Origin of the sequence: Cellulosimicrobium cellulans, assembly GCF_016921195.1 — a bacterium.
Taxonomy (GTDB): domain Bacteria; phylum Actinomycetota; class Actinomycetes; order Actinomycetales; family Cellulomonadaceae; genus Cellulosimicrobium; species Cellulosimicrobium cellulans_F.
Window position 1 is genome coordinate 714112 of the sequence record NZ_JAFGYF010000001.1, and the last position, 13557, is coordinate 727668.

At 73.6% G+C, this 13557-nt stretch carries 9 protein-coding genes; 5 read left to right on the forward strand and 4 right to left on the reverse strand.

Annotation, left to right across the window (positions count from 1 at the left end; translation table 11 throughout):
• Nucleotides 1-91: 91 nt before the first annotated feature.
• The 4 genes from JN535_RS03070 to JN535_RS03085 all read right to left on the reverse strand — a co-directional run bounded on the left by JN535_RS03070 (nt 92) and on the right by JN535_RS03085 (nt 7685).
• Nucleotides 92-4069, reverse strand: coding sequence for a discoidin domain-containing protein (locus JN535_RS03070; protein WP_205201943.1), 3978 nt, complete (start codon nt 4067-4069; stop codon nt 92-94).
• Nucleotides 4070-4445: 376 nt separating this feature from the next.
• Nucleotides 4446-5348 (reverse strand): carbohydrate ABC transporter permease, encoded by a 903-nt coding sequence (locus tag JN535_RS03075; RefSeq protein ID WP_205201945.1) that lies wholly within the window; start codon nt 5346-5348, stop codon nt 4446-4448.
• Nucleotides 5345-6247 (reverse strand): carbohydrate ABC transporter permease, encoded by a 903-nt coding sequence (locus JN535_RS03080; protein WP_047233561.1) that lies wholly within the window; start codon nt 6245-6247, stop codon nt 5345-5347. The genes JN535_RS03075 and JN535_RS03080 overlap by 4 nt, the downstream gene beginning before the upstream one ends.
• A gap of 139 nt (nt 6248-6386) precedes the next feature.
• Nucleotides 6387-7685: an ABC transporter substrate-binding protein gene (locus tag JN535_RS03085; RefSeq protein ID WP_205201947.1), complete on the reverse strand. Its 1299-nt coding sequence runs from the start codon at nt 7683-7685 to the stop codon at nt 6387-6389.
• Between the two features lie 372 nt (nt 7686-8057).
• On the opposite strand from JN535_RS03085, the gene JN535_RS03090 reads away from it, so the two are divergent.
• Genes JN535_RS03090 through JN535_RS03110 form a run of 5 tightly spaced genes read left to right on the forward strand, consistent with a single transcriptional unit; the run spans nt 8058 to nt 13471 of the window.
• A complete protein-coding gene (locus JN535_RS03090) occupies nt 8058-9176 on the forward strand; it encodes an ROK family transcriptional regulator (protein ID WP_205201949.1) in 1119 nt (372 codons plus the stop codon).
• Entirely contained in the window at nt 9173-10306 is a 1134-nt protein-coding gene (locus JN535_RS03095) for a substrate-binding domain-containing protein (protein ID WP_205201951.1), read from the forward strand. The genes JN535_RS03090 and JN535_RS03095 overlap by 4 nt, the downstream gene beginning before the upstream one ends.
• Nucleotides 10303-11115 carry an ATP-binding cassette domain-containing protein gene (locus JN535_RS03100; protein ID WP_205201953.1) on the forward strand — a complete coding sequence of 271 codons (813 nt, stop codon included), beginning with the start codon at nt 10303-10305 and terminating at the stop codon, nt 11113-11115. Before JN535_RS03095 ends, JN535_RS03100 begins: the two co-directional genes overlap by 4 nt.
• Nucleotides 11112-12320, forward strand: a complete 1209-nt coding sequence (locus JN535_RS03105; RefSeq protein WP_205201955.1) for a sugar ABC transporter permease — start codon at nt 11112-11114, stop codon at nt 12318-12320. The genes JN535_RS03100 and JN535_RS03105 overlap by 4 nt, the downstream gene beginning before the upstream one ends.
• Nucleotides 12320-13471 (forward strand): LacI family DNA-binding transcriptional regulator, encoded by a 1152-nt coding sequence (locus JN535_RS03110; RefSeq protein ID WP_205201964.1) that lies wholly within the window; start codon nt 12320-12322, stop codon nt 13469-13471. The genes JN535_RS03105 and JN535_RS03110 overlap by 1 nt, the downstream gene beginning before the upstream one ends.
• Nucleotides 13472-13557 lie beyond the last annotated feature (86 nt).

The window sequence follows — 13557 nt, forward strand, 5'->3', positions numbered from 1 at the left end:
CGCAGGTCCCCGGACGCGCCGAACCCGGGGTCGCTCCCCGATCCGGAGGTGGATCGGGGGCGGCCCCGGGTTCGGTGGGTGAGCCGGTCGGTCAGCCGCAGGTCGGCTGGCCGTGCTCCGGCGTCGCGACGGTCTCGCGCTCGTCGGCGGCGTCCGCCGGCGCGGCGGTGACCTCCACCGTGCCGTCGGCGTCGCCGCGGACCGCGAACGACTGGTACGCGTTCTTGCCGGGTGCCACGGACGGGAAGCTCTTCGAGCCCCACGGCGTGGCGATCTCGACGTCGAGGCGCGTGTCGTCGTCGTTCACGACCCGCACCGCGACGTGCGGCTTGCCCGCGAGGCACCGGACCTCGGCCGTCGCGGTGACGGCGACGGCAGCCGGCGATGACGGGTCCGCCGCCCCGGGCGCGAGCACGCGCAGCGCGGTGAGCCCGGGGTCGCCGTCCTGCCACGACGTGCTCAGCGCGACGTACCGCGCCGTGCGGTCGACGGCGAGCGTGCCGCGGACGTGACCGGCGCCGATCGTGCCGACGTCGGTGAAGGCCAGGCCGTCGTCGCTCACGGAGACGACCGACTCCGGCGCTCCGCCGCGCTCCCACGCGGCGACGACGGTGCCGATCTCGCGCGGTGCGCCCAGGTCGGTGACCATGCGGCCGTCCGGCCCGGGGGCCCATGCGGTCGTGGCGTCGTCGTCCACGGCGAGGGCGGGCGACGTCATGCCCTCGGGCAGCACCGACGCGGGGAAGGTGAGGGTGCTCAGCGCGTGGTCCGCGACCGGGAAAGGCGTCGCGTCCCGGAACGTGACGCGCGTGCCCGACGGCGTCGCCCCGACCGTGCGGGTCGCGCCCGTCTCGGCGTGACGCAGCTCGACCGGCGTCCCGTCGCCGCTCACGCGGAACGACCGGGCGTCGGCGACGGCGACCGTCACCCCCGCAGGGGTCTGCCCGGCGGGCGTGGCGACCGTCGCGCGCGGTGCGAGGACGACCGCGTCGCCGGCCGGGACGGTGACGTCGAGCGTCGAGGCCTCGGCGCCGACCGTCTGCGTGCCGGCGTACACCGGGACGGCCCCGCCGTCGTGCGGGACGGTGAGCGTCGTCGCGACGTCCGCGCCCGTGAGGTTGAACGCGACGACGTACCCGTCGACGGCGCTCACGAGCACCGCCGGGTCCGCGGAGGTCGGCACGCGGGCCCCGGCCTGCGCGGCGGTCGCCGCGGGGTCGCCCGGGACCATCTCGACGAGCCGGGGACCGGTCGCGCCGTCCGTGAGCCGGACGACGTGCCGGGTGTCGCTCGCGCGGGAGACGGTCACGGGGGCGTCCGAGCCGCGCACGACGAACCCGGCCTCGCCCTCGACGTTGAGCCAGTCGCCCTCGCTGCGCAGCACCTCGTCGCCCGTGTACCGGAACGACGCGGCGTCGTGCCACGTCTGCCCGTCGAGCGACGTCTGCACGCGGTACTCCTGGCCCGCGGCGACCTCCCAGCCGAGCTGCACCTGGCTCACCGCGGTGGGCGCCCCGAGGTCGACCTGGACCCACGAGTCGGGCCTGGTGCGGTCCGCGACCGCGACGGCCCAGCGGGTCGTGGCGGAGCCGTCGGTGACGGCGCTCGCGGGGTTCGAGCCGGCGGCGCTCGACGCGGTGGCCGGCTTGCCCGCGGCGACGTCGGTCCCGGTCGGGGAGAACGCGCGCAGGTGGTAGAGCGAGTAGCCGTAGGCCGCGTCGCCGCGCACGCCCTGCATGCGGACGTAGCGCGTCGTGACGGGGCCGGGCTCGTCCGCGCCCTCGGGCGTGAGGTCCACGGTGTCGAGGCGCGCGACGTTCACGTCCGCCGGGGCCTTGCCGTACGTGGTCGCGGTGGTCCACGTCCGGCCGTCGGTCGACGTCTGGACGAGGTAGCGTGCGCCCGCGCTCGCCTCCCACGCGAACCTCACGCCGCCCACGGTGGTCTCCTCGCCGAGGTCCACCTGGATCCACGAGTCGGGGCGCGTGCGCTCGCCGACCGCGACGGCCCAGCGGGTCGACGGGTTGCCGTCGGTCACGCGCGCCGCCGTGCGGCCGTTCGCGGAGTCCTCGCTCGACGCCGTCGCGACCTTGCCGGCCGCGAGGTCGGTCGTCGACCCCTCGGCGCCGTACGCGTGGAACGCGAACATCGAGTAGCCGTACTGGGGGTGGCCCTGCTGGCCGAGGAGCCGCACGTACCGCGCGGTGACGGGCGCGAAGGTGAGGTCGTCGACGCGCGCGGCCTTGGCGTCCGCCGGGTCGGCGGGCCGGGTGACGGGGAGCGTCGCGGTCGTCTCGCCCTCCGCGGTCGTGTAGGTGCGGGAGCCGTCGAGCCCGGAGTACCCGTTCATGTCGAGGTTCCGGACGGACAGGCTCGCGTCCTCCGTGCCGGCGCCGGTCGACGCGTAGACGGCGGCACCGGTCGGGAGCGTGACCTGTCCCGCGTACCCGCTGCCGACCCGGAACACCGACGACGTCCCCTCGAACCCGTCGCGCGGACCGGTGTACGTCCGTACGTGGCGGTCGTCGACGGTCGCGCCCGTGGTCGGGTAGAGGAACGGGGTCGAGCCCGAGACGTGGAACAGCCACGAGTCGTGCGCGGGGACCCAGGGGAACTTGACGAAGCCCTTGCGGCTCGACGCCGCGGCCCACGCGTCCGCCGTCTGCTGGACGGTCAGCCCCGGACCGGCGCCGAAGTCGCGCACCCCGGCGAGGCGCTCGAAGAACTCGTCCTGCGGCGTCGGCTCGACCGGGCCCTCGGGGGACTCGGCGGCCTCGACGTGCAGGAGGTAGGAGATGGCGATCTCCGCGCGCGCCTCGGGCTCGTACTTGGGCTCGCCCGAGAACTTCGCGAGGCGGTAGACCGGGGCGTACGACTGGTAGTCCTCGAGCGCGGCGGCGAGGTTCGCCTCGGCGCGCGCGGCGTCGGGGTCGCGCAGCACCTGGGCGAGGAACGCCATCGGGATCGCGTCGCGCCCGTAGAGGAACTCGCGGTCGGCGACCATCGGCATGAACGGCTCGCCGGCGTCGGACATGACGAGCTTGATGGACTCCCAGAGCTCGGCGGAGTTCGGCTGGTGCGTGAGGATCTCCGGCAGGGGCTCGTCGTGCAGCAGGAAGTGGATCGCGTTGCGCCCGCCGGACCGCCAGATGTCGGACTGGTAGTGCGGGCCGAACGACCCGTGGTTCTCCACGAGGTAGGTGTCGTGGATGGTCTGCATGGTGTTCGTCGAGACGGGCTTGCCCGCCACGACCGCCGGGTTGTTGCGGTCGGCCGTCGGCTGGCCCGCCGCGTTGCGGCCCCAGTCGGCGAGCTGCTCGGCCCAGCGCGCGGCGTCGGGGTCGTCGGGCGCCCACGCGAGGCCGGGCGCGAGGGCCTGCGTGTAGACGCCGACCTCCTCCTGCGCCGTGTCGCCCTCGTGCTTGCCCGTCGGCCAGTCCGCGGTCCACGACCCGGAGAGCGGGTCCTTGCCGAAGTCGAGGTCGGCGGTGTACTTCGACTGCCCCGTCGCGATGGTCGTGAGGTGGGCCTGCGTGGTGGCGTCGAGCTGGTCCCACAGCAGCGTCCCGGCCGCGAGGAAGTACGACTGGAACGTCGAGTCCCAGAACAGCTTCTTGCCCCACGTGCCCGCGGGGTCGACGAAGCGGTTGGTCGCCGCGTAGTGCCGGATGGTCGCGAGCGTGTGCGCGCGGAGCGTCTCCTCGGAGACGCCCGCGAGCTCGGCGTCGTACTCGCCGTGGGTCAGGAGCACGGCGTTGCCCAGCACGACGGCGAAGTTGAAGTCCTTGAGCTGGTACACGCCGGCGGACTCGTCCCACACGGTCTCGACCCAGCGGGTGTGGCGCAGCAGGGCGCCGTAGTAGTCGGCGGCGGTCGCGTCGGGTGCGCCGAACGCGGGGGCGGCGTCGCCCGCTGCCGTGGCCGACCCGGTGGTGGACACCGCGGTGGAGGGCGCGCCCTGCGCGACCGCGGGCGCGAGCAGGAGCGCCCCGGCGGTCGCGAGCGCGACGGCGGCGGTCGCGCGGCGTCGCGCGCGCCGCCCGGGCGGTGGGGCGGGTGGTCGGGTCATGGGGGCCTCCGGGCGTCGTCGAGCGGCAGCAACGGTGCTGGTGCTCGGGCGGGTGGTGCGGGGGTTCGCGCGGGGAGCGCCGGTCCAGGGTCGGACGACCGGCGCCCCCGCGCGGGTCGGGGGTGCTGTCAGGCAGCGGTGCGGGTGCTCACTCGATGCGTCCTCTCGGGGTGGTGCGACGTCGCACGCGGTGGGGCGAGGCCACCTGACAGCGCTGTCGACATGGAGTATAGGCGGCGTTCTCCCGGGAGTGAAGGGAGCGTCGCGGACTTCGCCCGGTGGACCGCCGTGCGGTGGGCGGCGGGACGACGCAGGGGCGGGCGGGGCCTGGTGCCACCAGGTCCCGCCCGCCCCCGCGTGCTCGGCTCGGGTGAGGTCAGCCCTTGACCGAGCCGGACATGAGGCCCCCGACGAAGTACTTGCCGAGGACGATGTACACGAGCAGCGTCGGCAGCGACGCGAAGAGCGCGCCGGCCATGGAGACGCCGTAGTTCTGCAGGAGCGCGCCGTTCGCGAGGTTGTTCAGCGCGAGCGTCACGGGGCCGTTCTGGCTGGAGGAGAAGAACACGGCGAAGAGGAAGTCGTTCCACGCCGACGTGAACTGCCAGATGAGCACGACCACGAAGCTCGGGATCGAGATCGGCAGGATGATCGACCAGTACGTGCGCAGCATCCCGGCGCCGTCGACGCGCGCGGCCTCGACGAGCTCGTGCGGCACGGTCATGTAGTAGTTGCGGAAGATGAGCGTCGTGATCGGGATGCCGTAGATCACGTGCAGCAGGATCAGCGACGGAACGCCGCTCGGGATCCCCATGTCCAGCACGAGCTGGTTGAGCGGGATCATCACGGCCTGGTAGGGGATGAACATCCCGAAGAGGATGAGCGTGAAGACGATGTTCGCGCCCTTGAAGGACCAGCGCGAGAGCACGAACCCGTTGAGCGAGCCGAGGAACGCGGCGATGATCGCCGACGGCACGACCATCTGCACGGTGCGCCAGATCGCGGGCGACAGCGCGGTCCACGCGGTCTGCCAGTTCTCGAGCGTCCACACCTGCGGGAGCGACCACGCGCGCGCCGGGGAGGCGTCGCCCGCGCCCTTGAAGCTCGTCACGAAGAGCACGTAGACGGGGATGAGGACGATGACGAGGAAGAAGATCAGCGCGGCGTACTTGAGCGTGCGGCCGACGGAGAACCGCTCGCGGGTCAGGCGACGCGCGGCGTCGCGCGGGGTGCCGAGGACGTCGGGAGCGGGGACGGCCGGCGTCGAGGTGGTCGTCATCGCTTCTCCTGACGGTTGGTGCGGATCAGGTAGGGCACGATGACCACGGCCACGATGATCAGCAGGATCGAGCCGACCGCCGCCGCGTTGGCGTAGTCGAAGCTCGACTTGAACACGTACATGTCGACGGCCGGCACCTTGGTCTGGTAGTTCGCGGGCTTCGAGATCGACATGATGAGGTCGAACGCCTTGAGCGACATGTGGCCGATGATGATGAGCGCCGAGAGCGCGATGGGCGAGAGCTGCGGGAAGAGCACGTGGCGGTACAGCTTCCACTCGCTCGCGCCGTCCATGCGCGCGGCCTCGCGGAGCTCGTCGGGGATGCCGCGGAACCCGGCGAGGAACAGCGCCATCACGTAGCCGGAGAGCTGCCAGATGGCGGGGATCGCGATGGCCGTGATGCCCCACGTGACGTTGTTCCACCAGTTGTTCTGCAGGAAGTCGAGGCCGACGATCTGGAACAGCCGGTTGAGGCCGCTGGCCTGCTCGCCCTGGTTCGAGTTGAGCAGCCAGCGCCACACGACACCGGAGGCGACGAACGACACGGCCATGGGGAACAGGTAGATCGAGCGGAAGATCCCCTCGCCCTTGACGGGCTTGTCCAGCATCCACGCCCAGAGGAAGCCCATGACGAGCGTCCCCACGAGGAAGACGACGGTGTAGAGGACGAGGTTCTTCAGCGAGTGCTGGAACGCCTCGCTGCCGAGCAGGTCGGTGTAGTTCTCGAACCAGACGACCACGGACGGCTTCTGCCCGGTGGCCTGCGCCGCGGTGTGGTTGTCCGTGATCGACGTCCGGAAGTTCGCGCCGATGAGGCCGTAGACGAACACGCCGACGAGGATCAGCGAGGGGGCGAGCAGCAGCAGCGCTGGGCCGGCTCGTCGCAGTGACTTGAGCATGGTGGGTCTTCCCGGTCGTGGGGGCGTGGGACGCGGCGCTCGGGGGCACGGGCGTCCCGGGGAGGGGTCCGGTCGCGCGGGGCCGCCGCGCGCCGTCGGGGTGCTCCCGACGACGCGCGGCGGATCCGGTGGACGGGTCTCAGCCCTCGGTGGCGGTGACGAGCTCGGACTGGAAGGTCGCGAGGTCGGAGCCGCCGGACGTGAACTTGCTCGTCGCGTCGGAGATCGCGTTGAGCGTCGCGACGGGTGCGGCGGCACCGTGCGCGAGCGACGACACGATGGTGTCCTGGCCGAACGACTCGATCGCGGTCTGCTGGTACTCCGAGAACTCCGACGGGTCGGCGTCGGTGCGGGCCGGGATGGAGCCCTTGGCCTTGTTGAACGCGACCTGACCCTCGAGCGAGCCGACGGTCTCGAGCCACGCCTTGGCGCCGTCGGGGTGCGGCGCGCCCACCGGGAGGGTGAACGAGTCGGCGAGGAAGTCGAACACGCCGTCGGTGCCCGGGACGGGAGCCGCGGTGAAGTCGGTGCCGAGGGTCTTGCCCTGCTCCTCGAACGCCGCGACGGCCCAGTCGCCCATGACGTTGAACGCGGCGTTGCCGTCGATCACCATCTGGGTCGCCTCGGGCCAGTCGAGCCCGTCACGGTCGGTGTTGGTGTAGCTCATGAGCTTCTCGAAGTCCTCGAGAGCCGCCGTCACCTCGGCGCCCGACCAGTCGGTCGAGCCGTCCCAGAGGCCGTTGTACGCCTCCGCGCCGAGGTCGGCGAGGAGCACGGTCTCGAGCAGGTGGACCTGGGTCCACGTCGTCGCGACCGACAGCGGCGTGACGCCCGCGGCCTGGAGCTTGTCGAGGTCGGCCATCCAGGCGTCCAGGTCCTCGTACGTCGCGGCGGGGTCGACGCCGTTGGCCTCGAGGACCGTCGGGTTGGCCCACACGACGTTCGCGCGGTGGATGTTCGACGGGATCGAGTAGATCGCGCCGTCGTCGGACTTGAGGCGGTCGACGAGGTCGGCCGGGAAGACGTCGGTGAGGCCGAACTCGTCGTACAGCGACGAGACGTCCTCGATCTGCGCGGCGTCGATGTAGTCCTGGAGCTCCGCGCCGGCGTGCGCCTGGAACGTGTCCGGCGGGTCCTGCGCCTGCAGGCGGGACTGGAGGAGGTCCTTCGCGGCCGAGCCGGCGCCGCCGGCGACCGCGCCGTTGATGAACTCCACGTCGGGGTGCTGCTCGTTGAACACGCCGACCAGGGCGTCGAGACCCGCCTTCTCCGAACCCGCGGCCCACCAGGTGAAGACCTCGACCTCGTCGCCGCCCCCCGAAGCGCCTCCGTCGCCGGTTCCCCCGTCACCGGAACCTCCGCCGCTGCACGCGGCGAGTGCGAGACCCACGAGGGCGGCCGTGGCCACCGTCGCGCTCGTCCTGCGATCGATTCGCATCGTGATTTCCCTACGCCTTCTTCGGTCGTGGGGGACCGGCAGGACGACCACGTCGCGCCGGCCGGGCGCACCGGCGCGCCCTCGAACCCGATGCCCATACAACGTCCCGGGACGCTTGGTGTCAAGAAATGAACGCAAGCGACGCTGAATCGTGATCTTCGCGTCAGGTCATGGATCCAACCTGCGGTTCTACCGAGACTCACTCATTCTGACAGCGCTGTCCAGTCCGGATGCGGTATCCCTGACCTGTCCAGACCCCGGGGCGTCCCACCTGCCCGGGGGTGCCCCGGCGGTATCCTGACCTGCGTGCGCGCTGACCGGGTGACCCCGGGCTCGCAGACTTCACTGCGTGAGGCCAACCGAGCTCGGATCGTGAGCGCCGTCCAGCAGCGTGGCTCCCTCACGCAGATCGAGCTGGCCGGCGTCACCGGGCTGTCCCCGGCCACCGTCTCCAACATCGTCAAGGAGCTCACCGGCGCCGGCGTGCTCCACACCTCGCCGTCCACCCGTAGCGGGCGGCGCGCGCTGCAGGTCACGCTCGCGCGCAACCTCGGGCTCGTCGCCGGCGTGCACTTCGGTACCCGGTCGATGCGCGTCGCGCTCGCGGACGCCTCCATGCGCGTCCTCGCCGACCAGCGCATGCCCCTCGCCCCCGACCACCGCGCGGACACCGGGCTCCAGCGCGCCGCGCTGCTGGTCGAGGAGATGGTCGCGTCGGTGGACGCCGCGCCGGACGAGCTGCTCGCCGTCGGCGTCGGGGTGCCCGCGCCCGTGGACGTGCGCGCGGGGCGGATCGCGACCGTCGGGATGATGCGTGGCTGGGACGGCGTCGTCGTGCCCGAGGTGCTGGAGGCCGAGCTCGGCGCGCCCGTGACCGTGGACAACGACGCCAACCTCGGCGCGCTCGCCGAGACCCGGTTCGGGGCCGCCGTCGGGCACGACGCCGTCGCGTACCTGCGCGTGTCCCACGGCGTGGGCGGGGGGCTCGTCCTCGGCGGACGGGTCGTGCACGGGCGCGCGGGCGTCGCGGGCGAGATCGGCCACGTCACCATCGACGAGAACGGCCCGGTGTGCCGGTGCGGCAACCGCGGCTGCCTCGAGATGTACGTCGGGGCGGGCGTCCTGCTCTCCATGCTCTCCGAGAGCCGCGGCCCGCTGACCCTGCGCGACGTCATCGCGCGCGCCCAGGAGGGCGACCCGGGGTGCCGGCGGGTCCTGTTCGACGCCGGCCAGCACCTGGGCGTCGCGGCCGCCAACCTGTGCAACCTCGTCGACCCGGAGATCGTCGTCGTCGGGGGACAGCTCGCCGAGGCGGGCGAGGCCCTGCTGGGACCGCTGCGCACCGCGCTCGAGCAGCGCACGGTGCCCAGCACCGCGGGCCCGGTCCAGGTCGTCGCGTCCGAGCTCGGGTCCGCCGCCGAGGTGCGCGGCGCGCTCGCCGTCGCGCTCGACCTCGCGCGCGTCAGCGGGTCGCTGGGGGTGAGCGCATGACGGGGCCCACCCCCCTGCGGCCGGGGCAGCCCCGCCGTCGTGCCCGCAGAGCCCTTGCGACCGCCCTGGCCGCCGTCGTCGTCGCGCTCCTCGCGCTCGGGGGCTGCGCGGCGCCCGAGGCGCCGGCCGGCCCGTCGGAGGGGACCATCGGCCTCCTCCTGCCGGAGGCGAAGACCGCGCGGTACGAGACGTCCGACCGCCCGACGTTCGTCGGCGTCGTCGAGCAGCGCTGCCCCACGTGCGAGGTCCTGTACGCCAACGCCGCCCAGGACGCCGCGAACCAGCAGCAGCAGGCCGAGTCGATGCTCGCCCGCGGGGCCGACGTCCTCGTCCTCGACGCCGTGGACGCCGTCGCCGCGGTGAGCATCGTCGCGGAGGCGCAGCGGCTCGGGGTGCCCGTCATCGCCTACGATCGCTTCGTCGACGGCGCCGACTACTACGTGTCGTTCGACAACGAGCTCATCGGGTACCTCATGGGGGAGGCGCTCGTCGGCGCGGTGCTCGACCGTGCGGAGCAGGACCCGCCCCCCGACGGGCGGCGGCCGGGGGTCCTGTTCGTCCAGGGCTCGCCGACCGACCCCAACGCGGCGGAGTACGCGGCGGGTGCCCACCGAGCCTTCGACGGAGAGGACATCGACGTGCTCGCCGAGTACGACACCCCCGACTGGAGCCCTGACAAGGCGACCGAGTGGGTCGAGGGACAGCTCACGCAGTACGCCGGTCGCGTCGACGGCGTCTTCGCGGCGAGCGACGGCATCGCGGGCGGCGCGATCGCCGCGATGAAGGCCGCGGGCCTCGACCCCGTCCCGCCGACCACGGGCCAGGACGGCGAGCTCGCGGCGGTCCAGCGCATCGTCTCGGGCGACCAGTACATGACCGTCTACAAGGCGACCGCCCAGCAGGCGCGCACGGCGGCCGAGCTCGCGGTCCGCGTGCTGCGCGGCGAGGACCCGCGCGCGACCGCGAGCATCGACGGCGTGCCGAGCCTCCTCCTCGCGCCGCGCGCGGTCGGGATCGACGACGTGCAGCGCGTCATCGTCGACGGCGGCGTCCACACGGTGGACGAGATCTGCACCCCGTACTACGTCGACGCGTGCGTCGAGGCGGGCCTCCTGGAGGCCGCCCCGTGAGCGCACCCGTCCTGTCCCTGCGCGGGGTCTCCAAGAACTTCGGCGGCGTCCGCGCGCTCGTCGACGTCGACGTGGACGTGCACGAGCACGAGGTGCTCGCCGTCGTGGGCGACAACGGCGCGGGGAAGTCGACGCTCGCGGGCGTCGTCGCGGGCGCGTTCCGCCCCGACGCGGGCGAGGTCCTGCTCGACGGCGCGCCCGTCGTCCTCGACTCGCCCGCCACCGCGCGCGCGCACGGGATCGCGGCGGTCTTCCAGCAGCTCGCGCTCGTCGACGACCTCGACGTGGTCGAGAACGTGTTCCTCGGCCAGGAGACGCTGCGCGGCCCGTTCCTCGACGAGATCGCCATGGAGCGCGAGGCCTGGGGCCTGCTCGACCAGCTCGCCGCGACCGTGCCCTCCGTGCGGCAGCCCGTGCGCACGCTGTCCGGCGGGCAGCGCCAGGTGGTCGCCGTGGCCCGGGCCCTGCTCGGCGCCCCGCGCGTCCTCGTCCTGGACGAGCCGACGGCGGCCCTCGGCGTCCGCCAGACGGCCGAGGTGCTCAACCTCATCGAGAAGCTGCGCGAGCGCGGGCACGCGGTCGTGCTCATCAGCCACCAGGCCGGTGATCTGCAGGCCGTCGCCGACCGCATCCTCGTCCTGCGGCTGGGGCGCGTGCACGGCGAGTTCGCGGGTGACACGTCCTACGAGGACCTGCTCGCCGCGATGACCGGCGCGGTCCGGCCCGAGCGGCCGGGCGGCGCCGTGCGGCCGTCGACCGGCCCGGGGCGCGAGCGGCGCTCCGGTGGCGCCGGGGCGGTGCACCGATGAGCGTCCCCGGCCGCACCTCCGGCGCGGCGCTCGACCGCTCGGGCGTCCTGTCCGGCAGCGTCGTGCGCCAGCTCCGTGGCGCCCACCTGGGCATGCTCCCGATCGTCGGCGCGCTGCTGCTCATCTGGGTCGTGCTCGGCGCCGTCAACCCGGCGTTCCTCTCGGCCGAGAACCTCGTCAACCTCACGCTCCAGAGCGCTCCCACGGGGATCATCGCGCTCGGGGTCGTGCTCGTGCTGCTCGTCGGCCAGATCGACCTGTCGGTCGGATCCGTGAGCGGGCTCGCCGCGGCGGTGCTGGCGGTCGGGACCGTCAACCTCGACTGGCCGGTCGGGCTCGCGATCCTCGCGGCGCTCGCGGTGGGCGTCGTGGTCGGCCTCGGGTACGGGCTGCTGTCCACGCGCCTCGGGCTCGCGTCGTTCGTGTTCACGCTGGCCGGGCTGCTCGTCCTCGCGGGCGTGCAGCTCCGGGTGCTCGGTCCCTCGGGCTCGATCAACATCCCGTTCGAGTCCTGGCTCGTGCGCACGGTGCAGCAGGGCTTCCTCGCACCGGCCGCCGCCTGGGGCCTCGTGGTCGTGGTCGTGGTCGGCTACGCCGGGCTCCGCGTCGTCGACCACCTGCGCCGGGTGCGCGCGGAGCTGCCGAGCCCCGGGCTGGGCCGCATCGCGATCCGCACCGCCGTCCTCGCCGCGGTCCTCGTCGGCACGGTCGCCTACCTGGGGACCGCGCGCGGGATCGGCTACACGGTCGTGCTGTTCGTCGCGCTCGTCGTGGTGGTGGACGTCCTGCTGCGCCGCACGCGCTGGGGCCGGTCCGTGCGCGCGGTCGGGGGGAACCGGCGCTCCGCGCTCCTCGCGGGCGTCGCGGTGCGCCGGACCGTCGTCTCGTGCTTCGTCGCCTGCTCCACGTTCGCCGCGCTGGGTGGCGTCCTCGCGGCCGGTCGCCTCGCCGCCGCGAACCAGGGCACCGGGGCCGCGGACACCTACCTCACCGCGATCGCCGCGGCGGTCATCGGCGGGACGAGCCTGTTCGGCGGCCGGGGCAGCGCCTGGTCCGCGCTGCTCGGCGTGCTGGTCATCCAGTCGATCGCGAACGGGCTCACGCTGCTCAACCTCGACACGGCGACGCGGTACATCGTGACAGGAGCCGTGCTCCTGCTCGCTATCGTCGTCGACATGCTCATCCGCGGTCGACGGGAGGTCTGATGATGGTGATGCAGGGGGAGAGCACGGGCACGCTCCCACCGGGTGAGGTCCCGGCCACGGCGCCGGACGGCTCGACGGGCGGTTCGACGGGCGGTTCGACCGACCCGGCGGCGCGCCCCCACTCGGGACGAGGGGGCCGCCGGCCCACCCTCGCGGCCGTCGCGGAGGTCGCGGGCGTGAGCCTCAAGACGGCGTCGCGCGTGCTCAACGACGAGCCCAACGTGGCGCCGCAGACGCGGGCCAAGGTGCAGGAGGCCGCGCAGCGCCTCGGCTTCCGCCGCAACGCGGTCGCGGCCGACCTGGCGCGCGGCGGCTCGTCGCGGCTCGTCGGCTTCGTCACCGGCGACCTCGCGAACCCGTTCTACTCCGCGCTCGCGAGCGGGATCGAGCGCGAGCTGCGCCACCACGGGCTCCAGCTCATCACGACGAGCTCCGACGAGGAGCCCGAGCGCGAGCGCTCGCTCACCGAGGCGCTCGTCGAGCGCCGCGTCGGCGCGCTCGTCGTGACGCCGACGTCGACCGACCACTCGTCGCTGCGTCGCGAGCTCGACGACGGCCTGCCCGTCGTCTTCATCGACCGTCCGGCGCAGGGTGTCGACGCGGACACCGTCGTCATCGACAACCGCGGCGGCGTGCGGGACGCCGTGACCCACCTGCTCGCGCACGGGCACCGGCGCATCGCGCTCGTCGGCGACGTCTCGCGCCTGTGGACGTTCCAGGAGCGCCGCGACGAGTTCGTCGCGACGCTGCGCGGCGCCGGGGTCGAGGACCCGACGCGGTACGTGCGCGACGGCGCCCACGACGCGGAGCTCGCGCACGCGTTCGTGGCGGAGCTCCTGGCCCTGCCCGAGCCGCCGACGGCGTTCGTCACGGCGAACAACAAGATCACGGTCGGCGCGCTCCACGCGCTGCGCGACCGGGCGGCCGCGGGCGGACCGAGGGACGTAGCGCTCGTGGGTTTCGACGACTTCGAGCTCGCCGACCTCCTCGACGTGACCGTCGTCGGGTACGACGTGGTCGAGATGGGTCGCCAGGCCGCGGCGCTCGCGGTGTCGCGGGCGGAGAACCCGGAGCTCGCCCCGCGCCTCGTCGTGGTGCCCACGCGGCTCGTCGTGCGCGGGACGGGCGAGATCCCCGGGCCCGGTGCGTAGCGAGGGGCGTCGCCCCCGGGGCGTCCCCGGGGCCGCCCACGTCGCGCGGACGGCGGTCCTCGTGGACGTCCCGTCCGGGCGTCCGG

What these genes read in the sequence shown, in the direction of transcription:
- JN535_RS03070 (WP_205201943.1), bottom strand. Translation starts at nt 4,069, where the DNA reads ATGACCCGACCACCCGCCCCACCGCCCGGGCGGCGCGCGCGACGCCGC.
- JN535_RS03075 (WP_205201945.1), bottom strand. Translation starts at nt 5,348, where the DNA reads ATGACGACCACCTCGACGCCGGCCGTCCCCGCTCCCGACGTCCTCGGC.
- JN535_RS03080 (WP_047233561.1), bottom strand. Translation starts at nt 6,247, where the DNA reads ATGCTCAAGTCACTGCGACGAGCCGGCCCAGCGCTGCTGCTGCTCGCC.
- JN535_RS03085 (WP_205201947.1), bottom strand. Translation starts at nt 7,685, where the DNA reads ATGCGAATCGATCGCAGGACGAGCGCGACGGTGGCCACGGCCGCCCTC.
- JN535_RS03095 (WP_205201951.1), top strand. Translation starts at nt 9,173, where the DNA reads ATGACGGGGCCCACCCCCCTGCGGCCGGGGCAGCCCCGCCGTCGTGCC.
- JN535_RS03105 (WP_205201955.1), top strand. Translation starts at nt 11,112, where the DNA reads ATGAGCGTCCCCGGCCGCACCTCCGGCGCGGCGCTCGACCGCTCGGGC.
- JN535_RS03110 (WP_205201964.1), top strand. Translation starts at nt 12,320, where the DNA reads ATGATGGTGATGCAGGGGGAGAGCACGGGCACGCTCCCACCGGGTGAG.